The organism is Streptomyces sp. NPDC014727, from assembly GCF_043083485.1.
GTDB lineage: Bacteria > Actinomycetota > Actinomycetes > Streptomycetales > Streptomycetaceae > Streptomyces.
Map to the genome: position 1 here is coordinate 145,784 of NZ_JBIBYR010000004.1, position 20,562 is coordinate 166,345.

General features: G+C 69.7%; 20 protein-coding genes. 8 read left to right on the forward strand and 12 right to left on the reverse strand.

The annotated features are described in order from the left end of the window. Positions 1-133: 133 nt before the first annotated feature. From ACF1B9_RS09030 to pdhA, 4 genes are all read right to left on the reverse strand, one after another. Positions 134-982: a DUF6457 domain-containing protein gene (locus tag ACF1B9_RS09030; protein ID WP_391741356.1), complete on the reverse strand. Its 849-nt coding sequence runs from the start codon at positions 980-982 to the stop codon at positions 134-136. A 98-nt stretch (positions 983-1,080) separates the two neighbouring features. Then, positions 1,081-2,589, reverse strand: a complete 1,509-nt coding sequence (locus ACF1B9_RS09035; protein ID WP_391741354.1) for a dihydrolipoamide acetyltransferase family protein — start codon at positions 2,587-2,589, stop codon at positions 1,081-1,083. Beyond that, positions 2,589-3,620, reverse strand: a complete 1,032-nt coding sequence (locus ACF1B9_RS09040) for an alpha-ketoacid dehydrogenase subunit beta (protein WP_391741353.1) — start codon at positions 3,618-3,620, stop codon at positions 2,589-2,591. The genes ACF1B9_RS09035 and ACF1B9_RS09040 overlap by 1 nt, the downstream gene beginning before the upstream one ends. After that, positions 3,617-4,780, reverse strand: a complete 1,164-nt coding sequence (gene pdhA / locus ACF1B9_RS09045) for a pyruvate dehydrogenase (acetyl-transferring) E1 component subunit alpha (protein ID WP_391741351.1) — start codon at positions 4,778-4,780, stop codon at positions 3,617-3,619. Before pdhA ends, ACF1B9_RS09040 begins: the two co-directional genes overlap by 4 nt. Positions 4,781-5,040: 260 nt before the next feature. Between pdhA and ACF1B9_RS09050 the strand changes: the two genes are divergently transcribed. Continuing rightward, a complete protein-coding gene (locus ACF1B9_RS09050; protein ID WP_391741521.1) occupies positions 5,041-5,547 on the forward strand; it encodes an Lrp/AsnC family transcriptional regulator in 507 nt (168 codons plus the stop codon). Between the two features lie 180 nt (positions 5,548-5,727). Here ACF1B9_RS09050 and ACF1B9_RS09055 read toward each other — a convergent pair whose 3' ends face one another. Beyond that, a complete protein-coding gene (locus ACF1B9_RS09055; protein WP_351071955.1) occupies positions 5,728-6,321 on the reverse strand; it encodes a TetR/AcrR family transcriptional regulator in 594 nt (197 codons plus the stop codon). Positions 6,322-6,444: 123 nt separating this feature from the next. Here ACF1B9_RS09055 and paaN point away from each other — a divergent pair, with 123 nt between their 5' ends. Beyond that, a complete protein-coding gene (paaN, locus tag ACF1B9_RS09060; protein WP_391741350.1) occupies positions 6,445-8,145 on the forward strand; it encodes a phenylacetic acid degradation protein PaaN in 1,701 nt (566 codons plus the stop codon). A 210-nt stretch (positions 8,146-8,355) separates the two neighbouring features. Here the strand turns inward: paaN and ACF1B9_RS09065 are convergent, their stop codons facing one another. The 3 genes from ACF1B9_RS09065 to ACF1B9_RS09075 all read right to left on the reverse strand — a co-directional run bounded on the left by ACF1B9_RS09065 (position 8,356) and on the right by ACF1B9_RS09075 (position 11,188). Next, positions 8,356-9,006, reverse strand: coding sequence for a TrmH family RNA methyltransferase (locus ACF1B9_RS09065; protein WP_391741348.1), 651 nt, complete (start codon positions 9,004-9,006; stop codon positions 8,356-8,358). A gap of 131 nt (positions 9,007-9,137) precedes the next feature. Further along, on the reverse strand, positions 9,138-10,430 hold the full coding sequence (locus tag ACF1B9_RS09070) for an HTTM domain-containing protein (protein WP_391741347.1): 1,293 nt from the start codon (positions 10,428-10,430) through the stop codon (positions 9,138-9,140). Then, a complete protein-coding gene (locus ACF1B9_RS09075) occupies positions 10,427-11,188 on the reverse strand; it encodes a DUF5819 family protein (RefSeq protein ID WP_391741346.1) in 762 nt (253 codons plus the stop codon). Before ACF1B9_RS09075 ends, ACF1B9_RS09070 begins: the two co-directional genes overlap by 4 nt. Before the next feature lie 119 nt (positions 11,189-11,307). Between ACF1B9_RS09075 and paaA the strand changes: the two genes are divergently transcribed. From paaA to ACF1B9_RS09105, 6 genes are all read left to right on the forward strand, one after another. Beyond that, positions 11,308-12,312 carry a 1,2-phenylacetyl-CoA epoxidase subunit PaaA gene (paaA, locus tag ACF1B9_RS09080; RefSeq protein ID WP_391741344.1) on the forward strand — a complete coding sequence of 335 codons (1,005 nt, stop codon included), beginning with the start codon at positions 11,308-11,310 and terminating at the stop codon, positions 12,310-12,312. Beyond that, positions 12,309-12,599: a 1,2-phenylacetyl-CoA epoxidase subunit PaaB gene (gene paaB / locus ACF1B9_RS09085; RefSeq protein ID WP_327368469.1), complete on the forward strand. Its 291-nt coding sequence runs from the start codon at positions 12,309-12,311 to the stop codon at positions 12,597-12,599. Before paaA ends, paaB begins: the two co-directional genes overlap by 4 nt. Continuing rightward, a complete protein-coding gene (gene paaC, locus ACF1B9_RS09090; RefSeq protein ID WP_391741343.1) occupies positions 12,596-13,297 on the forward strand; it encodes a 1,2-phenylacetyl-CoA epoxidase subunit PaaC in 702 nt (233 codons plus the stop codon). Before paaB ends, paaC begins: the two co-directional genes overlap by 4 nt. Beyond that, positions 13,291-13,797 (forward strand): 1,2-phenylacetyl-CoA epoxidase subunit PaaD, encoded by a 507-nt coding sequence (paaD, locus tag ACF1B9_RS09095; protein ID WP_391741341.1) that lies wholly within the window; start codon positions 13,291-13,293, stop codon positions 13,795-13,797. The genes paaC and paaD overlap by 7 nt, the downstream gene beginning before the upstream one ends. Next, on the forward strand, positions 13,798-14,856 hold the full coding sequence (locus tag ACF1B9_RS09100; protein WP_391741340.1) for a 2Fe-2S iron-sulfur cluster-binding protein: 1,059 nt from the start codon (positions 13,798-13,800) through the stop codon (positions 14,854-14,856). Positions 14,857-14,992: 136 nt separating this feature from the next. Continuing rightward, positions 14,993-16,192 carry an acyl-CoA dehydrogenase family protein gene (locus ACF1B9_RS09105; RefSeq protein WP_391741339.1) on the forward strand — a complete coding sequence of 400 codons (1,200 nt, stop codon included), beginning with the start codon at positions 14,993-14,995 and terminating at the stop codon, positions 16,190-16,192. Positions 16,193-16,305: 113 nt separating this feature from the next. On the opposite strand, the gene ACF1B9_RS09110 is transcribed toward ACF1B9_RS09105, so the two are convergent. The 4 genes from ACF1B9_RS09110 to ACF1B9_RS09125 all read right to left on the reverse strand — a co-directional run bounded on the left by ACF1B9_RS09110 (position 16,306) and on the right by ACF1B9_RS09125 (position 20,495). Continuing rightward, positions 16,306-16,650: a rhodanese-like domain-containing protein gene (locus ACF1B9_RS09110; protein WP_391741337.1), complete on the reverse strand. Its 345-nt coding sequence runs from the start codon at positions 16,648-16,650 to the stop codon at positions 16,306-16,308. A gap of 46 nt (positions 16,651-16,696) precedes the next feature. Next, positions 16,697-17,686 carry a hypothetical protein gene (locus tag ACF1B9_RS09115; protein WP_391741335.1) on the reverse strand — a complete coding sequence of 330 codons (990 nt, stop codon included), beginning with the start codon at positions 17,684-17,686 and terminating at the stop codon, positions 16,697-16,699. Between the two features lie 58 nt (positions 17,687-17,744). Further along, the gene (locus ACF1B9_RS09120; protein WP_391741334.1) at positions 17,745-19,196 is read right to left on the reverse strand and encodes a DUF2252 domain-containing protein; all 1,452 of its coding nucleotides are present in this window, start codon (positions 19,194-19,196) and stop codon (positions 17,745-17,747) included. 162 nt (positions 19,197-19,358) lie between these two features. Then, entirely contained in the window at positions 19,359-20,495 is a 1,137-nt protein-coding gene (locus ACF1B9_RS09125) for a hypothetical protein (RefSeq protein ID WP_391741332.1), read from the reverse strand. Between the last annotated feature and the right edge of the window lie 67 nt (positions 20,496-20,562).

The following is a 20,562-nucleotide window of genomic DNA, read 5'->3' on the forward strand; positions in this document are numbered from 1 at the left end:
CGGTCGCGGACAGGGGGCCCGACACCCGCCGAAGCCCCGACGCCCGCCGAGGGACCGGCGCCCATCGAGGGACCGGCGCCCATCGACGCGACGTCGGCGGCAGGAGGCAGGTCGGATCTGCTGTCGTCGGCCGTCATTGCGTCTCGTTCTCGTCCGCCCACCGAAGGGCGAGCGCGGCGGCCCTGCGAGCGGCCTCGGCAACCGCCGCCGGGCCGTCACCGTCGCTGCTCGCCTTCGCTGCCGCGTAGCCGACCAGGAAGGTCGTCAGGGGCGCGGCGGGCCGGGCGACGCCGTGAGCGGCGTCACGGGCCAGATCGAGCAGGACGTCGGTGTCGACGTCGAGTTCGATGCCCAGTTCGCTCTTGACTGCGGTGATCCATTCATCCAGCACGGTTCCATGCTCTCTGATGCGGGCACGGGCCGACGCAATGTCCTGCCAGGTGTCGCAGTCGAAGGAGGCGAGAGGGCCGGCCTCCACCCGGGCGAGATCGAGCTCATTCGTCAGCAACCGCAGGGGAAGCCCGGACAGACTGCCGTGCTCGGCGGCGAGCAGGGCGAGCTCGCGGCGCAGCGGTTCGGCACGGTAGACGGCGACGAGAGGCTGATCGCGACCGTCCTGATCGGTGCACAGGGCCCCGTCGCGCTGTCCTTCACCGGCGGCGGCCAACAGAGCTCCGACAGTGCCCTTCCCCAGGAACGGCAGATCGGCCGAGAGGACGAGGACCCGCTCCGCGGTGGTACGTCGAACCCCGACGTCGAGCGCAGCCAGTGGGCCGCCACCCTGCGGTTCTTCGCGCGTCCAGATCACTGTGCGCACAGTGGGCCGCCGCCCACCCACCACCACGGTGGCCGAGGCATCGGCGCAGGCCGCGAGCACACGGTCGAGCAGCGCACGGCCACCGACCAGGATCCCCGGCTTGTCGGCGCCGCCGAGCCGCTTGGCAGCTCCTCCGGCCAGAACGATGGCGTCATACGCGGTCATGCATCCGAGTATGCGGGCCGCGGCCTCCCGTCGATCCGCCCCGTCCGCAATCCGGCGGATCGACGAGGGGGAGAACGAGAGCCCGCGGCCGATCCGGCCTACAACGTGCGCAGCAGCAACGCCGGTTGCTCCACGCAGTCGGCCACGTAGCGCAGGAACCCGCCCGCCGTCCCGCCGTCGCAGACCCGATGGTCGAAGGTCAGCGAGAGCTGGACGACCTGGCGTACGGCCAGCTCGCCCCCGTGCACCCACGGCTTGGGAACGATCCGGCCGACGCCCAGCATGGCCGCCTCCGGGTGGTTGATGATCGGGGTCGAACCGTCGACCCCGAACACCCCGTAGTTGTTCAGCGTGAACGTGCCGCCGGTCAGCTCCGCCGGGGTCAGCCTGCCGTTCCGGGCCGCCTCGGTGAGCCGGGCGATCTCGGCACCGATCGAGTCGACGTTCCCGGCGTGCGCATCCCGGACGACCGGGACGACCAGGCCCCTCTCGGTCTGGGCCGCGAACCCGAGATGGACCTCCGGCAGCCGTACGACCTCCCGCGCCTCCGCGTCCACCGTGGAGTTGAGCTCGGGGAAGCGGGCCAGCGCGGCGACGCAGATACGCGCCAGCAGGGCGAGCACCGACACCTTGGGGCCGGCGGCCGGACCACCGGCGCTGTTCATCGCGGATCTGGCGGCCATCAGCTCGGTGGCGTCGGCGTCGACCCAGCACGTGGCATCGGGGATCTCCCGCCGGCTGCGCGCCAACTTGTCGGCCACCGCGCCGCGTACACCACGCAACGGGATCCGCTCCACGGCCGGGCCGGCCGCCCCCCGCGCCGGCGGGGGCCGCAACGACGGTTCCGAAACCGTCCCCGGCATCGATCCCGGCTCCGGCACGGGAACCGGGACCGGGACCGTGGTCGGAAGAGGAGTCGCCCTCTGTTCGTCCTTTGCCCTGATCGCGGATTCAACGTCGGCCCGCAGGATCAGCCCGTCGGGCCCGGACCCCGCCAGTTGCCGCAGGTCGAGGTCGTGCTGCCGCGCCAGCTTCCGTACCAGCGGGGAAACCACGGCCACCGGCCCCCGCACCGGGTCCGCGTCCGGCACAGATGCGGAACTCGCGGCCTCAGCCGTCGCATGTGAGGCAGCAGGCGCCCCCATCGCCTCGGGGCGAACCCGCCGACGGCGCGCCAACGGTGCGCCCGTCCCGTACCCGACCAGCACATTCCCGGACGACTCCGCCCCACCCGAGCCGAATCCCGGCCCCGCAGCCGACGCCACCACCGCGGTCCCGGCCCCCGAACCCGAGCCCGCGCCCGTCCCCGCGCCCGCCGATCCCCCGGACCCCGAGGCTCCCTCAGACCCCACGGCTCCCTCGGTCCCCACCGCCACCGTCAGCAGCGGCGCCCCGACCGGAAGCTCCACGCCCTCCTCGCCGAACCGCGCGGTCACCACGCCCCCGTACGGGCACGGCACCTCCACCATCGCCTTGGCCGTCTCCACCTCGACGACCGGCTGGTCGATGGCGACGACATCGCCGACCTCCACCAGCCAGCGCACGATCTCCGCCTCGGTCAGCCCCTCGCCGAGGTCCGGCAGCTTGAATTCGAGTACCTGAGGCATCAGTTCTCCGCCTCCCACTGCAAGCGGGCCACCGCGTCGAGCACCCGGTCCACGCCCGGCAGATGGTGCCGCTCCTGCATCGGCGGCGGATACGGAATGTCGAACCCGGTGACCCGTAGCACCGGCGCCTCCAGATGGTGGAAGCAACGCTCGGTGATCCGGGCCGCGATCTCGCCGCCCGGACCGCCGAAACCGGAGGACTCATGGACGACCACTGCACGCCCCGTACGCCGCACGGAAGCGGCCACGGTCTCGTCGTCGAACGGCACCAGTGAGCGCAGATCTACGACTTCGAGATCCCAGCCCTCTTCGACGGCCGCTTCCGCGGCCTCCATACAGACCGGCAGCGACGGCCCGTATGTGATCAGCGTCGCGCTGCGCCCGGGTCGACGGACGACGGCGCGTCCGATCGGTTCCACCATCACCGGAGCCTCGGGCGACCAGTTGGCCTTCGACCAGTAGAGCCGTTTCGGCTCCAGGAAGACCACCGGGTCGTCGGAGGCGATCGAGGCCCTCAGCAGCCCGTACGCGTCCTCGACGGTGGCGGGCGTGACGACCTGGAGGCCGGGCGTCGCCATGTAGTACGCCTCCGAGGAGTCGCTGTGGTGCTCGACCCCGCCGATCCCGCCGCCGTACGGCACCCGCACCGTGATCGGCAACGGCATGGCACCGGCCGTCCGGTTCCGCATCTTGGCCACATGGCTCATGAGCTGCTCGAACGCGGGATAGGCGAAGGCGTCGAACTGCATCTCCACCACGGGCCTCAGCCCGTACATCGCCATGCCGACAGCCGTGCCGAGAATGCCCGCCTCGGCCAGCGGGGTGTCCGTGCAACGGTCCTCGCCGAATTCCTTCGCCAGGCCGTCGGTGATCCGGAAGACGCCACCGAGTGTGCCGACATCCTCGCCGAGGACGTGCACCGTCGGATCCTCGGCCATCGAGTCGCGCAGCGCTCGCCCGAGCGCCTGCGCCATGGTGGCGGGTTTGGCCTTCGCCGTACGCTCTCCGGCCGGCGCCGCTGCGGTGGTCATCGCCCTTCCTCCACGTCGTTGTGGCCGTGCTGGTCCTGCTCGGCGTCCAGCTCCACACGCAACCGCGCTGCCTGCTCCCGGAGTTGCGTGGTCTGTTCCGCGTAGACATGGGCGAAGAGATCCATCGGGTCGAGCACCGGATCGGCGTTCATCCGCTCGCGCAGAGCCGCCGCCATCCGCTCCGCGGCCACGCGCGCCTCCTCGATCCCGTCGTCGCCGAGCAGCCCCCGCCCGGTCAGCTCCCGCTCCAGGAGCTGGATCGGATCGTGCGCACGCCATGCCTCCACTTCGCTCTCGACGCGGTACCGAGTGGCGTCGTCGGCGTTCGTATGGGCGTCCATGCGGTACGTCACCGCCTCGACGAGCGTCGGACCGACACCGCTCCGGGCCCGCGCGACCGCCTCGCCGAGGACCTGGTGCACGGCGGCCGCGTCGTTGCCGTCCACCAGCCGGCCCGGCATCCCGTACCCCACGGCCTTGTGCGCGAGGGACGGCGCGGCGGTCTGCTTCGCCAGCGGTACGGAGATCGCGAAACCGTTGTTCTGTACGAGGAAGACGACCGGGGCTCGCCAGACAGCCGCGAAATTCAGCGCCTCGTGGAAATCGCCCTCACTGGTCCCGCCGTCACCGACCATGGCCAGCGCCACCACGTCGTCGCCCTTCAGACGCGCCGCGTGCGCCAGGCCCACGGCGTGCGGCAGCTGGGTGGCGAGGGGCGTGCACAGTGGTGCGATGCGGTGCTCGCGCGGGTCGTAACCGGTGTGCCGGTCACCGCGCAGCAGGGTCAGGGCCTCGACCGGGTCCAGGCCGCGCGCCACGGCCGCCAGCGTGTCGCGATAGCTGGGAAAGAGCCAGTCCCGCTCCTCCAGCACCAGGGCGGCCGCTATCTCGCAGGCCTCCTGCCCCGTGCTCGACGGGTAGACGGCGAGTCGGCCCTGCTTGGTGAGAGCGGTCGCCTGTGCGTTGTACCGCCGGCCGCGGACCAGCTCCGCGTAGAGCCGCAGCAGCAGTTCGGGATCGGCATCGGCCGCGGCGTCCGTGCCGAGCACACGGTACGGCTCGGGGTCCGGGAGCAGCGGCGCGGGATCCGTGAGCGGCTTCCAGGCCGGGGGCGGCGTGGGCCGGTAAGCAGCCGCGCCGGGCAGCTCTTGGACCGTCATGACAAGCACCTCCTGCATCGAGGGTTTCGAGCGGCTTCTGGCGACATCGGGGGTCGTCCGATGTCGAGGGTGTCGAAATACATCGAAATGTCGAGCGCTGTCCGAGGCACGGATGTGGCGTGCCTCACCTACCGATTGTTCGGTCGCGAGCGCATTTTGGCTACAGGCGCCTTCAGCCTGTGGACAAACGGTTCTCCACAGCCTGGGATAGGGACAGGTCGTCCAGGACAGGGAGGCGCGGGCACATGTCAGCTGAACAAATGGCCGATGGGGGCGAGGGCTCCGGCCAGGTTCCGCCCGCGCGCCCGCTCGACGCCATCGACCGCGACATCCTGCGGCTGCTCCAGACGGACGGCCGCGCCTCGATACGCTCCGTGGCCGATCGTGTCCATGTGTCCCGGGCCAACGCGTACGCCCGGATCAACCGGCTCGTCGAGGACGGCGTGATCCGCGGTTTCAGCGCGCGGGTGAACCATGAACGGGCGGGGCAGGGCGCCTCCGCGTACATCACGCTCAAGATCGTCCAGAATTCCTGGCGTACTGTTCGCGAGCAGCTCCAAGCGCTGCCGGGGGCCACTCACATCGCGCTCGTCAGCGGCGACTTCGACGTCCTGCTGCTGGTGCACACTCCGGACAACCGGTCACTGCGCGAGCTGGTCCTGACCAGGATCCAGGCCATCCCTGAGGTCCTCTCCACCCGCACACTTCTGGTGTTCGAGGAGACGGACCTTGCCCCGGGCCCGGACCGGCCCACCGAGCTCACGTGACGGAAACCGGAATCCGAACCAGGAGCACAACTCGCTCCGCCACGGGGCTCGTTCACGCGCGCAACCCGCTCACGCACGGAATCCCTTCGGAAGCCGTGCCGACGGACAGGAATCCGGGCTAACGCAACAAAGCGGTCACGCTGCAGGACGGCGGCCCGACCCTCTCCCGACGACAACGGTTCAGCGGCTGGACCGCATCCCGTCGAAGGCGACCCGGACGAGCGTGTCGGCCAGCCGCTCCCCGTCGGCACCACCGTCCGGTTGCGGGCGGTACCACTCCACCAGCGAGTTGACCATTCCGAAGAGCAGCCGTGTCACCAGCCGTATGTCCACGTCGGAGCGGAGATCGCCGTCCGCGACCGCCGCTCTCAGCAGATCGGTCACCCGATGGTCGAACTCGCGGCGGCGCTCCATGGCCCAGCGCTCGGTCTTCGTGTTTCCCCGTACGCGCAGCAGCAGCGTGACGTAGGGCAGTTCGGCTATGAGCACATCGACGGTACGCCGGGTGACGTACTCGACCTGCTCGATCGCACGTCCCTGCGTCGCCCCCGGCTCGTCGAGAATCCCGAAGAGCCCGTCCAGCGCCCGGCTCACCGCACGGCGCAGCAGTTCCTCCTTGCCCGCGACATGGTGGTAGATGGACGACTTGGAGATGCCCGCCGCCTTGGAGAGATGCTCCATGGACGTGCCGTCGTAGCCGCGCTCGTTGAAGACACGGACGGCGACGGTGAGCAGAGTCTCCGGGGTGTACGTGTCCCGCTTGGCCGTGGTCATGTCCGCGATCCTCCCCTACGAGTTGTCCACAGGTTTGGCGGGCCCCCTTGTCCCGACCGATCGTTCGGTTACTCTAACTCTGTCCGCCCGTCCCTGCCCAGCTCGATGAGGAGTTGGTCCGTCATGGCCGCCGAGCTCTCCCCGCACCTGCTGTCCGAGAAGCACCGCCCCACGCTCGACCAGGCCCTCGACGCGATCCGTACGCGCGCCTACTGGTCCCCGCACCCCGAGCATCCGAAGGCGTACGGCGAGGGCGGTGCCCCCGGCAGCCTGAGCGCCGCCGAGGGCAAGGCCGCCTTCGACGCCGTGCTGCACACCCGGCTCGACCTCGGCCAGCCGGGCACCGACGGCTGGACGGGCAAAGAGATCTCTCCGTACGGGCCCGAGCTGGGCGTCGAGTATCCGCATGCCGACCTGGACGTCCTGCTTCCCGCGATGCGTACGGGCATGGCCGCCTGGCGTGCCGCGGGCCCCGAGACCAGGGCCCTGGTCTGCCTGGAGATCCTCGCGCGCATCAGCGCCCGGACTCATGAGTTCGGCCACGCGGTGATGCACACCAGCGGCCAGGCCTTCATGATGGCGTTCCAGGCGGGCGGCCCACACGCCCAGGACCGGGGCCTGGAAGCGGTGGCGTACGCGTACGAGGAGCAGATCCGCACCCCGCGGAGCGCCGACTGGTCCAAGCCCCAGGGCAAGCGCGATCCGCTCCGGCTGCACAAGTCGTTCGTCGCGGCACCCCGTGGCATCTCGCTCCTGGTCGGCTGCAACACGTTCCCCACGTGGAACGGCTATCCCGGGCTCTTCGCCTCCCTGGCCACCGGCAATCCCGTCCTGGTCAAGCCGCATCCGCGCGCCGTGCTCCCGCTGGCGCTCACGGTGCAGCTGGCGCGCGAGGTGCTCGCCGAGGCGGGCTTCGACGCCAACTTGGTCGCTCTGGCCACCGAACGACCGGGTGAGGGCATCGCGAAGACCCTGGCGGTCCGCCCCGAGATCAAGATCATCGACTACACCGGATCCACCGCCTTCGGCGACTGGCTGGAGGCCAACGCCCGCCAGGCCCAGGTCTACACGGAGAAGTCCGGAGTCAACACGATCGTCCTCGACTCCACCGACAACTACCAGGGGATGCTCGCCAACCTCGCGTTCTCCCTCTCTCTGTACAGCGGCCAGATGTGCACGACCCCACAGAATCTGCTGATTCCCCGGGACGGCATCACCACCGATGCCGGCGACAAGACGTACGACGAGGTCGTCGACGACATCGCGGTCGCGGTCAGCGGACTGCTGGGCGACGACTCCCGGGCGAACGCGCTGCTCGGCGCCCTGGTCAACCCCGATGTGAAAGCCCGTCTGGACGCGGCCGCGGAGCTGGGGAAGGTCGCCCTGCCCTCCCGCGAGGTGGCCAACCCGGAATTCCCCGACGCCGTGGTCCGCACCCCTGTCGTCGTCAAACTGGACGGCGCCAAGCCGGACGACGAGGAGCACTACCTGTCGGAGTGCTTCGGGCCGGTCTCCTTCGCGGTGGCGGTCGACTCGACCGCCGACGCCGTGGAACTGCTCCGCCGCACGATTCGCGACAAGGGTGCGATGACGGTGGGCGCGTACACCACCTCACCGGAGGTGGAGCGCGCGGTGGAGGACGTCTGCCTGGACGAGTCGGCCCAGCTCTCGCTGAATCTGACCGGTGGGGTGTACGTCAACCAGACTGCGGCGTTCTCCGACTTCCACGGTTCGGGGGGCAACCCGGCTGCGAACGCGGCCCTGTGCGACGGGGCCTTTGTATCAAACCGTTTCCGTATGGTGGAAGTCCGTCGCCAGGCGTAGTCCTCGTTCCGAGCCATCGGCCCGCCCCCTCCCTGCCCCGCCCGGACGTCCACGCCCTCCGGCCGGAGTGGGGCCTCGCCCGGAGGTCCCTCGCCCATATGAAAAGGGCGGGTGGAGGGGGCGGGTGGAGGGGACAGCGGGCAACCGGATGCCCCGTCCGTGCACGTGCCCGTACGTCGCCCCGTACCCGTACCGCGCCGGCTGCCTGCGTCAGACCTCTGGATTCCGTCCATCCCCCGGAATCTCCGCATACCTCTGCACCCACGCGTGCATGGCGATCGCGGCCGCGGCCCCCGCATTGATCGACCGCGTCGACCCGAACTGCGCGATGGAGCACACCATGGCCGCGTGCTTGCGGGCCTCGTCGGTCAGTCCGGGCCCTTCCTGCCCGAAGAGCAGCACACACCGCCGCGGCAGCTCGGTCCGCTCCAGCGGCACCGCCCCCGGCAGATTGTCGATCCCGATGATCGGCAGCGCCTCCGCCGCCGCCCACGTCGTCAGCGACTCCGTGTCGGGGTGGTGCCGCACATGCTGGTACCGGTCGGTGACCATCGCACCGCGCCGGTTCCAGCGCCGCCGCCCCACAATGTGGATCTCCTTGGCGAGGAAGGCGTTCGCGGTGCGCACCACGGAGCCGATATTGAAGTCGTGGCCCCAGTTCTCGACCGCCACGTGGAAGTCATGCCGCCGTAGGTCCAGATCGGCGACGATCGCCTCCCGCGTCCAGTACCGGTAGGCGTCACCCACATTGCGCCGGTCACCGTGGGCAAGCAGTTCGGGGTCGTACCGCTCGTCCGCGGGCCAGGGGAGCGGGTGCGGCCCGACGCCGATCTCCGTCCCGAATCCGTCGTCGTACTGCATCGGTTCCGCGGACTGACCAGGATCTGCCGTCGGAACGGATGTGCCGGACGGTTCCCACCCCGCGGATTCCCCGGTCGACGCTCTCCCGCCGGGGCCGCCGATGCCACCAGTGCTGCTGCCGCTCTCACTACTCACCCGACGAGCGTATGGCCCCCGTCGCCGCTGTGCTGCGGGGCCTCCTCGTCATCGACGGCCCGCCGCGGCCCAGGCACCTTGCCCTGGCGCGAGAACAGCAGCTCCCGTCCGAGCGTCACCCGGCCGCCGAGCCACACGAGGAAGACGGTCGGCAGGAAGACGGCGTCGGCGGCGATCATCGCCATCGAGAAGAAGGGCAGCCCGAGCAGCAGGGCGATTCCGGCGTGCTCGCACATCATGACGACGAGCAGGACGTTCTTGACCCGCCGGTTGAACAGCGTGAAGGGGAAGGCGACCTGCACGACGACCGTGCCGTACGTCAGCAGCATCACCATCACACCGTTGGAAGCGAGGATGTCGGACAGCGCGGGCCAGGGCGTGAAGTAGTCGAGCTTGAGCGGGTAGTACAGCGCCGTGCCGTCCTGCCACCGCGACCCCTGGATCTTGTACCAACCCGCCGTCGCATAGATCAGACAGACCTCGGCCATGATCACGACGAGGGTCGCGTTGTGGGCGAGGTTGGCGATGACGTCGAGCAGAGTGCGCGCCTCGCTGTGCGGCGCGCGGCGGTTCACGGCCCACCAGACGCCCTGGCCGACCCAGAGGACCCAGAAGAGAACCGGCAGCCACCAGGTGCCGCCGAGGCCGTCCGTCACGGTGGCCACGATCAGGACCAGGCCCAGCAGTCCCCAGAGAACCGGACCGGCCACGTTCCCCCGCACCGAGCGCCGAGGATCATCGGCGTCCACTGCCGCTTCCGCGTCCTCACCCGCTTCTGCTGCGCCATCCGTCTCCGCCGCACGGGCTGCACGAGCCGCGCGCCGGGCGTCCAACGACCAGACCTGTGCGCAGCGCGTCAGCACGAGGTAGATCGCCATCAGATGGATGACGTTGTCGCCGCCGTCACCCATGAAGATGCTGCGGTTCTGGAGGGAGAGCACACCGACCATGAACAGGACCGACGTGGCACGGGTGTGCCAGCCGACCATCAGCAGCGCGGCGGAGAGCAGTGCCACCGCGTACACGATCTCGAACCAGACCGCACTGTCCGACCACATGAGCGTGGTGAAGGCTTGATTGCCCGATATGAGCTGCTTCGCCATGTCCCAGCCCCATGGGCCGTCGGGGCCGTACATCACGTGGCGATGCGGCACTTCACGCAGCAGGAACAGCAGATAAGTGGCGGAGAATCCGATCCGGATGACGGCGCTCTGGTACGGGCCGAGAGCCGAGGAGGTGATGCGCTGGATGCCGCGGGCGAGCTTGCGATCGAAGGCGAACGTACTCATTTGCCCGCCCCCTCGGCGTTCTCGGGAAGGTCGGCGGGGGTTACGGTCCACCAGGGCAGCACTCGGTAGGACGGCTTCGTGCTGATCTTCTCCTCGCTCCAGCCGGGCGCCCCGACCGACCGCGTCTCGGAACGGATCTGGATACGCTCGACGGTGCCCCCGTAGTCGTGCTTGCCCAGGCGCGCCATCACTATTCGGCGGAGGTAGCGCTCGGACAGCTCACCACGCAGACCGTTCGCCCGGTTCTCGTTGTCGTGGGAGCCGATGTAGAAGTCCCAACCGCGACGCAGCTCGTTCTGGTGGATGTGGCTGGGGAGGAGATTGCCGCGTATCGCGCGGCCGTCCTCCGCCGAAAGGCTCATCCAGGGTGTGGTGCGGCGGGCGTCGGCGCCGACTATCTCGGCCCGCACATGAACGGCCACGTTCTGCTGAAGCGGATTCGGAGCGAAGAGCTTCCAGTTCTGTTCGAACTCGGGGTAGATCCACTCGTCGACCGCTTCGCCGTGCTGCTTCGTCAGCGTGTTGGAGGGTGCGACATGGAGGAACACCATGGCCAGCTGCACGCAGGCGACCAGCCCGATGACGGACAACGCGATCGCGGCCACGATCTGGTACGGAAGCGACAGGGCGGCCATGCCGGCGCCGGCGCACGGCCCCGGCCCCTGAACAACATCGGGCGCCGTGTTCTCGCCCCGCCCCGGCCCCGGCCCGGCGCTCCCGTTCCCGCCTTCGGCGCTCCTGTCGTCGTACGAATCCATCCCGCCCCGATCCCCGTCGATCCCCGGTCCGTCATCCACAGGGTTGACACCCTACGGGCCGCCGACTCACCATTGAAGACATTGAACCGAACGATCGGTCGGTCGGTAGGGAGTCCGGGATGACGGCAGTGACTGCGAGCCAGGCGGCGCAGGCGGGAGCAGGCGGGCCCGAAGGGGCGGGCGAGGCCCTGGAGGCAGGCTTCGACGCCGCGGTCGCGGCGGACGAGCGCATCGAGCCGCGCGACTGGATGCCGGATGCGTACCGTGCCTCGCTGGTCAGGCAAATGGCCCAGCACGCCCACTCCGAAATCATCGGAATGCAGCCGGAGGCCAACTGGATCTCGCGGGCACCCTCGCTGCGCCGCAAGGCGATCCTCATGGCCAAGGTTCAGGACGAGGCCGGACACGGGCTCTATCTGTACAGCGCCACGGAAACGCTCGGCACCAGCCGTGAGGAACTGCTCGACAAGCTCCACGCGGGCCGCCAGAGATATTCGTCGATCTTCAATTACCCCACGCTGACCTGGGCGGACGTCGGAGCGATCGGCTGGCTGGTGGATGGCGCCGCGATCACCAATCAGGTACCGCTCTGCCGTTGCTCCTACGGCCCGTACGCCCGGGCGATGGTGCGCATCTGCAAGGAGGAGTCCTTCCACCAGCGCCAGGGGTACGAGCTGCTGCTCACCCTCAGCCGCGGTACCCCGGCACAGCACGAAATGGCGCAGGACGCGGTGAACCGCTGGTGGTGGCCGTCCCTGATGATGTTCGGTCCGCCGGACGACGCATCGGCGCACTCGGCGCAGTCGATGACCTGGAAGATCAAGCGGCACTCCAACGACGAACTGCGGCAGCGCTTCGTGGACATCTGTGTCCCACAGGCCGAAGCTCTGGGGCTCACCCTTCCGGACCCGGATCTCCGGTGGAACGAGGAGCGCGCACAGCACGACTTCGGAGCGATCGACTGGAAGGAGTTCCAGGAAGTCCTCAAGGGCAACGGCCCCTGCAATGAGCAGCGCCTCACCCAGCGCCGCCGGGCGCACGAGGAGGGGGCCTGGGTCCGGGACGCGGCGACCGCGTACGCCGAGAAGCACACAGCACCGAGGAACGGGGAGGCGACGGCATGAACAGCTCGACCGAATGGCCGCTGTGGGAGGTGTTCGTGCGTTCGCGCCGCGGGCTGTCCCACACCCACGCGGGCAGCCTGCACGCCCCGGACGCGGAAATGGCCCTGCGCAACGCGCGCGATCTGTACACGCGCCGCTCCGAGGGAGTCTCCATCTGGGTGGTCCCGTCCGCACAGGTCACGGCCTCCTCGCCGGACGAGAAGGATTCCTTCTTCGAGCCGGCCGGTGACAAGCCCTACCGGCACCCGACGTTCTACGAGATCCCGGAAGGGGTGAAGCACCTGTGACCGCGGCTCTCGCCCTGGGCGACGACGCGCTGGTGCTCTCGCACCGGCTGGGGGAGTGGGCCGGCCACGCCCCGGTGCTGGAAGAGGAAGTGGCCCTGGCCAACATGGCCCTGGACCTCCTGGGGCAGGCCCGAGTGCTGCTCTCCCTCGTCGGGGACGAGGACGAGCTGGCGTATCTGCGTGAGGAACGCGCCTTTCGCAACGTCCAACTGGTCGAGCAGCCCAACGGCGACTTCGCCCACACCATCGCCCGCCAGCTCTACTTCTCCGGCTACCAGCGAGTGCTGTACGAGCAGCTGTCGGCCGGTGACGGCCCGTTCGCCGGCCTGGCGGCGAAGGCGGTCAAGGAGGTCGCGTACCACCAGGACCACGCGGAGCACTGGACACTGCGGCTCGGCGACGGCACGACCGAGAGCCACGAGCGGATGCAGCGCGCGGTGGATGCACTGTGGCGGTTCACCGGCGAATTGTTCCAGCCCGTCGAGGGTGTGGACATCGACTGGCAGTCGCTGCGCAGCGGCTGGCTGGAGTCCGTCACCACGGTGCTGGAGCAGGCCACGCTGACCGTGCCGGACGGTCCGCAGTCCGGAGCGTGGACGGCGGGCGCGGGCCGTCAGGGCATCCACACCGAACCCTTCGGCCGGATGATCGCCGAGATGCAGCATCTGCATCGCAGCCACCCGGGGGCGTCATGGTGACCGAGACACTCCTGGAGGAGGAGCTGCACCGGATCGCAGGCTCCGTGCCCGATCCGGAACTGCCGGTGCTGACTCTGGACGAACTGGGCGTACTCCGGGGCGTGGACGTGCTCGCACCCGGCAAGGTGACCGTGCGTCTCACCCCGACCTACACCGGCTGTCCGGCGATCGAGGCCATGTCCGCCGACATCGAGCGAGTGCTACATGACCACGGCATACCGGAGGTCTCCGTGGTCACGGTGCTCTCGCCGGCCTGGTCCACGGACGACATCAGCGCGGAAGGGCGGCGCAAGCTCGCCAAGTTCGGCATCGCGCCCCCGCGCCCGCACGGCGTCAAGGTCCCCGCGGGCGGCCCGGTGCCGCTCACGCTCTCGGTGCGTTGCCCGCACTGCGGCTCGACCGATACGGAGCTGCTGAGCCGGTTCTCCTCCACCGCCTGCAAGGCACTGCGCCGGTGTGTGACATGCCGCGAACCGTTCGACCATTTCAAGGAGTTGTAGATGTTCCATCCGCTCCGGGTCCGTGCGATCGAACGGCTCACGGACGATGCGGTGGCCGTCACCCTCGCCGTGCCGCCTGAGCTTCGCGAGACCTTCCGACACAAGCCGGGACAGCACCTCAATGTGCGCTACGCCGTCGACGGCGAGGAGATCCGCCGCTCGTACTCGATCTGTTCCCCGGTCGTCGAGGAACCAGCCGATCCGGTACTGCGCGTGGGGATTCGGCTCGTCGATGGCGGCGTGTTCTCCACCTACGCACTGAAGGAACTCGCCGTCGGTGACCTGGTGGAGGCGATGCCTCCGATGGGCCGCTTCCTGCTCACACCACGCGCCGGACGCTTCGCGGCGATCGTCGGAGGCAGCGGGATCACACCGGTGCTGTCGATCGCGGCGACACTGCTGGCACGGGAGCCCGACGCCGGTTTCTGTCTGATCCGCAGCGACCGGACCGCGGTCTCGACGATGTTCCTGGACGAGGTCGCCGACCTCAAGGACCGCTACCCTGACCGGTTCCAGCTGGTGACGGCGCTCTCCCGGGAGGAGCAGCAGGCAGGTCTTCCGTCCGGGCGACTGGACCGGGACCGGCTCACCGGACTGCTGCCCTCGCTGCTCCCGGTGACAGAGGTGGACGGCTGGTATCTGTGCGGCCCGTTCGGGCTGGTCCAGGCGGCCGAAAGCGCACTGCACGGCCTGGGCGTGGACCGGACCCGTATCCACCAGGAGATCTTCCATGTGGACGACGGCCCGAACGCGCCTGCCCGCATCCGGGCCGAGACACCGGCGCACAGCAGACTCACCGCAACCCTGGACGGCCGCTCCGGCACATGGCCGGTGCAGGACGGCGAATCACTGCTGGAAACCGTGCTGCGCAGCCGCTCCGACGCACCGTACGCCTGCAAGGGCGGTGTGTGCGGGACCTGCCGGGCGTTCCTGGTCTCGGGCGAAGTGCGGATGGACCGCAACTTCGCGCTGGAACCCGAAGAGACGGGTGCCGGCTATGTGCTGGCGTGCCAGTCCCATCCGGTCACTCCGGAGGTGGAGCTCGACTTCGACCGCTGACCACACCCCCGGCCCGCTCCTCCCCCTCCCCCCTCACAGCCCATGCCCTGCCTGTTCCCTTCTCATAGAACGTGTTCTATCTTGACGAACCGTCAGATCCGGTCACGAGGGCAGCGGTTGGCGGGAGGCCAGGGCAGTGGACTTCACCTTCACCGAGGAACAGCAGGCAGCCACGGAGGCGGCGAGAGCGGTCTTCTCGGGCATTGCGCCGGACGGGGTTCCCAGCCCCGCTCTCGTACCGGGCGCAGTGTCCGAGGACATCGACCGGCCCCTGTGGGCCGGGCTCGCGGCGGGCGACCTGCTGAGCCTGACACTGTCGCCGCAACACGGCGGCGCCGGACTCGATCTCGTCGCGCTCTGTCTGGTGCTGCGCGAATCCGCCAAGGTGCTTGCACGGGCGCCGCTGCTGGAGACGTGTGCGGTCGCGATGGCGCTCCAGCGCTACGGCGACCGCGGGCTGGCCGCCGAGTTGCTCCCCCGGGTCGGCCGGGGCGAATTGGTCCTCACCGTCGGGGCCAACGGCCGCTCCGGCCACGATCCGGCCGAACTCGCCGTCACCGCACGCCGGGTCGTTCCCGCGCCGAACGACCCGTCCGGCGAGGGACCTGGCGAGGCCCCCACGGATGCCGCCGATGACGCTGTGGACTGGGTGCTCGACGGCGTGCAGTCAGGGGTGCCCTGGGCACAGGCCGCGGACTGGATCGCGGTTCCCGCCCACACGGGCGAGGGCCGAGCCGTTGTCGCCCTGATCCGGTCCACCCAAGACGGCGTCACCCTGGCCGAGCAGGTCTCCACCAGTGGCGAGCTGTTCGCCGAGGTCCGGCTGGACTCGGTGCAGATCGACAACCGTGCGCTGATGGACGCCGCCGGGGCCTGGGACTGGCTGCGCGCCCTGCTCACCACGGGGACCTGCGCGCTGGCGCTCGGACTGGGTGAGGCCGTACTCGCCATGACGAGCGATTACACCGGCAAGCGCGAACAGTTCGGCTTTCCGGTCGCGACCTTCCAGTCCGTCGCCGTACAGGCCGCGGACCGTTACATCGACCTGCGCGCCATGGAAGTGACGCTCTGGCAGGCGGCCTGGCGGATCTCCACCGGGGCCGACGGCGCGCTTCCCGCCGAGGGCGACATCGCCGTGGCGAAGATCTGGGCCTCGGACGGTGTCCGGCGGGTCGTACAGACCGCACAGCATCTGCACGGGGGCTTCGGCGCGGACACCGACTATCCGCTGCACCGCTTCCATGCCTGGGCGAAGCAGATCGAACTCTCCCTCGGTCCGGCAGCGGCGCACGAGGAAGCGCTGGGCGACCTGCTGGCCGCGCACCTCCTCGGCTGAACCCGACCAGGACCTGACCTACACCGTCCGCCGTGACCTCGACCGTCCGCTATGACCTCGGCAGACACCGGCCGTGAGTGCCGGTGCCTCGGTGGCCGGACAGCCACCAGGGCTCAGAGGACGAAGGCAGCGGAGCCGTTGTCGGTGACCATCGGACGTCCGGCGCCGTCCCAGGCGAGCATCCCGCCGTCGATGTTCACGGCGTCGATGCCTTGCTGCACCAGGTACTGGGTGACCTGGGCGGACCGGCCACCGACCCGGCACATCACGTGTACGCGCCGACCGTCCTCGGCAGCCTCGGTCAGCTCACCGAAGCGCCCCACGAAATCGCTCATCGGGATGTGCAGGGCGCCCTCGACATGCCCGGCCGCCCATTCGTCGTTCTCCCGGACATCCAGCACGAAGCCGTCCGACGGAACCGCCGCGACGTCCATCGAGGGCAGCGGGGCGAAATTCATGGGTCATGCCTTCTCTCGTACGTACGCTCCGAAGTCACCAGGAACGCTACTGCACCAGAGCTGCCAGCTCCGCCTCTCGCTGAGAGACCTCGCCCAGCAGCTGATCGGCGATCTCGTCGAGCAGCCGGTCCGGATCATCGGGAGCCATCCGCAGCATGGCTCCGATGGCGCTCTCCTCAAGCTCCCGGGCGAGCACCGTGAGGAGCTCCTTGCGCTGGGTCAGCCAGTTCAGCCGGGCGTAGAGCTCCTCGCTCTCGCTCAGCTCCGCCTCCGGCACCACCGGCCCCGACGCCCACTCCTGCGCCAGCTCCGTCAGAAGCGCCTCGTCCCCGCGCCCATAGGCGGCGTTGACGCGGGTGATGAACTCCTCCCGGCGTGCCCGCTCCGTCTCGTCCTGTGCCAGGTCCGGGTGGGCCTTGCGCGCCAGCTCGCGGTAGAGCTTGCGCGCCTCTTCGGTCGGCCGGACCCGCTTGGGCGGCCGGACCGGCTGCTCGGTCAGCATCGCCGCCGCCTCGGGGGACAGCCCGTCCGAGTCGATCCAGTCGTGGAACAGCTCGTCGACGCCCGGCATCGGCATCACGATCGCCCGGGCCTCCTGTGCCTTGCGGAGGTCCTCGGGGTCACCGGTCCGGGCAGCGCGGGCCTCCGCGATCTGGGCATCGAGCTCATCGAGGCGGGCGTACATCGGACCGAGCTTCTGATGGTGCAACCGGGAGAAATTCTCGACCTCGACCCGGAAGGTCTCCACCGCGATCTCGAATTCGATCAGCGCCTGCTCCGCCGCCCGCACGGCCTTGGCGAGCCGAGCCTCGGGCCGGGCCCCCTCAGCGGCCCCGCCGGTCTCCTCGGCAGTCCCGCCGACAGCCCCGCCCGTCTCCTCGGCAGTTCCAGCGGCAGCGTCCGCCTCCGAACCGGCACCAGCACCGCCCGGCCGCACATGGTGCGCATCCTGCTCGTGGTGCTCGTGCTGCCGGTCGTTGTCCTGCCGGTCTTCGTCGTTCCGGGTGGTCGGCACCCCGGCGGCTTCGTGGGTCACCCGTCCAGCGTATGGCCACCACCGGCGCCCCGAGGACGCACGGTCGGCTCGATGTGCCTCACACGCCCGTTTCGGCGGCTATTCGACCTGCTCCGACGGCCCGCACCAACTCCGCGTGGTCCGCCTCGGTACGGTCCGCGTACATCACCGCGAACGCCGCCACCGCTTCGTCCAGCTCCTCGTTCTTGCCGCAGTAGCCCGCTATCAGCCGTGGATCCGCGCTGTGCGCATGGGCCCGCGCGAGCAGCGCACCGGTCATCCTGCCGTAGTCGTCGACCTGGTCGGCCGTCAGAGCCGCCGGATCCACACTGCCCTTCCGATTCCTGAACTGCCGCACCTGGAAGTGCCGCCCGCCGACGGTGGCCCACCCCAACAGGATGTCGCTGACGACCTGCATCCGCTTCTGCCCGAGAACCACCCGACGTCCCTCGTGCGCCACCTCCGGCACATCGAACCCGACAACCGGCAGATATGGAGCCAGCACGGAGGGCCGTGCCTCCTTCACCTGCAGGACCAAGGGCTCACCCCGGTGATCGAGCAGAAGCACCACGTACGACCGGGTGCCGACGCTCCCCGTGCCGACCACCCGGAACGCCACATCGTGGATCGCGTACCTGGCGAGGAGCGGCACCCGGTCCTCGGAGATCGTGCCCAGGTAGTCACCGAGCCCAGCCGCCACCGCCGCTGCCTCCTCGTCCGGCACCCGCCGCAGCACCGGCGGCGCATCGACGAAGCGGCGTCCGCCGTCCCCGGAGTCCTCGGTGGACTTGGCCGCGAAACGGGCGCTGGTGTTGTTGCGGGCCTTCTCCGAGACGCGCTCCAGGGTGCCGAGCAGATCCCGCGCGTCCGTGTGTGAGACCAGCTCCTCGTCAGCGATGGCGTTCCAGGCGTCGAGCGCGGGCAGTCTGGCCAGCAGTCGCATCGTCCGCCGGTACGCGCCCACTGTGTCGTACGCGCCCCGGCGGCAGGTGTCCTCGTCCGCTCCAGCCTCCCGGCCGGCAAGCACCAGCGAGGCCGCGAGCCGCTTGAGGTCCCATTCCCAGGGGCCGAAGACGGTCTCGTCGAAGTCGTTCAGATCGATGACCAGGCTGCCCCGCGCATCGCCGTACAACCCGAAATTCGCCGCGTGCGCATCGCCGCAGAGCTGCGCGCCCACGCCGCTGACCGGTGAGCCCGTCAGGTCATGGGCCATCAGCCCGGCCGAGCCGCGCAGAAAGGCGAACGGTGTGGCCACCATCCGCCCCACCCGGATCGGGGCGAGAGCGGGCACTCTGCCCCGACTGGACTCCTCGACCGCCCGCACGGCATCGGGCCGGCCAGATGGAAGGACCAGGGAGGAGTGAGAGGCCCGTGGCACCCTCTCCCGCAGCGCCTTGCCCGCCTCCTTGGGCGACTGCGACGCGCTTCCGCCCGCCACAGCCGCTCGCCGCGCGAATCCGGGCACGACCGGAATGCGCGGACCCCCTGCAACACCCCGCTGAACAGGCACTGTCGCTTCGATTTCGCCCATGGCGCGCGGCCTCCCCCGTCCTCGCCCTGCGCTCCTGGCCCGACGCCCTGTCGCAGATCAATTGCGACGAAGGTACCGCCGTCCGCCGAAAGCCGCCCGCCCCTGTGGAGAACTCACTGACCGACCTGTGGACAACGTGGTTCGGACAACTCTCTGCCCTGGTCAGACGGCGACGGCTTCTTCCAGCTCTTCCTCCAGCTCTTCCGCGCCGTCCGCCCCGGTCGGGGCTTCGGCCCTGACGTGCCGCCCCCGTCCCTGTGCTCCTCCGGCCTCGACGGATCCGGCGAGGGCGGGAGCCGTCTCCGTTGCGGTCTTCCGCCGCTTCGCCTCGGCCAGCCCTGCCAGGCCCATCACTGCCAGACCCGCCACGAACCAGAGCGCCAGCACCAGCACCTGCCGGCCGAGCGCATGTCCGCCGAAGTACACATGGCTGCGCACGCCCTCGACGAAGCCCGCACCGTTCCAGAACGAGTGCAGCGCGCCGAAGAACCCGGGCTGCAGTTCGGGCCGGAAGATGCCGCCCGAGCTGGTGAAGTTGAGCATCACGAAGAGCACCATCACTCCGAGCGTCGTCCACCGTTTGAGGAAGGTGTGCAGCCCGACGCCTATCAGCAGAATGCCCGCCGAGTAGAGCCAGGCCATCGCCCACAGACCGCCGAGCCCGTGATCCACGAGGCCGAACATCGGGCCGGCGAACACCGCCCCGATCACGCTCACCACCAGGGATGCGGCGACCGCCAGTGCGGCCCTGATCCGCAGCCCCAGCACCGCGCCCGCGCCGCCGATCACCGCGACCGACGCGTAGGAGCCGATGCTCACCGCGACCAACAGGAAGAAGATGCCCTGGCCGGTCGGATCGCCCGCGGCCGTCGGGGCGGTGTCGGTCACCTTCAGCGGGTGCCCCTGCTCGGCCGCGACCTTGGTGAAGACCTTCTCGACGACCGTGGCGCTGGTGTCGGAGGATGCGCTCGCCACCAGCAGCTCGGGGTACTTCCCCGGCAGGTAGGCGCCGTAACTCGCCTGGTCCCTCAGGTTGTTCTCGGCGGCCGCGCGATCAGGGACCGTGCGCACGCTCAGCGCCCCGTCGCCCTTGTCCTGCAGTGTCTGCGCGAGTACCCGCGCACTCGGCCCGGATCCGACCACGTCCACCCGCAGATCATGCGGCTCGGGGGCGTGGAACGCCCCGAGGTAGGCGAGCCCCATGCCGATGCACATCAGCAGTGGTGTGACGAGATGGCTCAGCACATGACGCAGAGCGGCGGCGGTGGAGCCGGCGGCGGCACTCGGGCCCGAGGACATGCGGAACTCCAATAGTTGGCTTTTACAACCCCTAATCCGTTGTACTATACAACTGAAATCCTGAGGA

Excerpts from the sequence above, each read along its gene's own strand:
- ACF1B9_RS09030 (WP_391741356.1), bottom strand. The coding sequence starts at position 982 with ATGACCGCGTATGACGCCATCGTTCTGGCCGGAGGAGCTGCCAAGCGG.
- ACF1B9_RS09035 (WP_391741354.1), bottom strand. The coding sequence starts at position 2,589 with ATGCCTCAGGTACTCGAATTCAAGCTGCCGGACCTCGGCGAGGGGCTG.
- ACF1B9_RS09040 (WP_391741353.1), bottom strand. The coding sequence starts at position 3,620 with ATGACCACCGCAGCGGCGCCGGCCGGAGAGCGTACGGCGAAGGCCAAA.
- pdhA (WP_391741351.1), bottom strand. The coding sequence starts at position 4,780 with ATGACGGTCCAAGAGCTGCCCGGCGCGGCTGCTTACCGGCCCACGCCG.
- ACF1B9_RS09050 (WP_391741521.1), top strand. The coding sequence starts at position 5,041 with ATGGCCGATGGGGGCGAGGGCTCCGGCCAGGTTCCGCCCGCGCGCCCG.
- ACF1B9_RS09055 (WP_351071955.1), bottom strand. The coding sequence starts at position 6,321 with ATGACCACGGCCAAGCGGGACACGTACACCCCGGAGACTCTGCTCACC.
- paaN (WP_391741350.1), top strand. The coding sequence starts at position 6,445 with ATGGCCGCCGAGCTCTCCCCGCACCTGCTGTCCGAGAAGCACCGCCCC.
- ACF1B9_RS09065 (WP_391741348.1), bottom strand. The coding sequence starts at position 9,006 with ATGCAGTACGACGACGGATTCGGGACGGAGATCGGCGTCGGGCCGCAC.
- ACF1B9_RS09070 (WP_391741347.1), bottom strand. The coding sequence starts at position 10,430 with ATGAGTACGTTCGCCTTCGATCGCAAGCTCGCCCGCGGCATCCAGCGC.
- ACF1B9_RS09075 (WP_391741346.1), bottom strand. The coding sequence starts at position 11,188 with ATGGATTCGTACGACGACAGGAGCGCCGAAGGCGGGAACGGGAGCGCC.
- paaA (WP_391741344.1), top strand. The coding sequence starts at position 11,308 with ATGACGGCAGTGACTGCGAGCCAGGCGGCGCAGGCGGGAGCAGGCGGG.
- paaB (WP_327368469.1), top strand. The coding sequence starts at position 12,309 with ATGAACAGCTCGACCGAATGGCCGCTGTGGGAGGTGTTCGTGCGTTCG.
- paaD (WP_391741341.1), top strand. The coding sequence starts at position 13,291 with ATGGTGACCGAGACACTCCTGGAGGAGGAGCTGCACCGGATCGCAGGC.
- ACF1B9_RS09100 (WP_391741340.1), top strand. The coding sequence starts at position 13,798 with ATGTTCCATCCGCTCCGGGTCCGTGCGATCGAACGGCTCACGGACGAT.
- ACF1B9_RS09110 (WP_391741337.1), bottom strand. The coding sequence starts at position 16,650 with ATGAATTTCGCCCCGCTGCCCTCGATGGACGTCGCGGCGGTTCCGTCG.
- ACF1B9_RS09120 (WP_391741334.1), bottom strand. The coding sequence starts at position 19,196 with ATGGGCGAAATCGAAGCGACAGTGCCTGTTCAGCGGGGTGTTGCAGGG.
- ACF1B9_RS09125 (WP_391741332.1), bottom strand. The coding sequence starts at position 20,495 with ATGTCCTCGGGCCCGAGTGCCGCCGCCGGCTCCACCGCCGCCGCTCTG.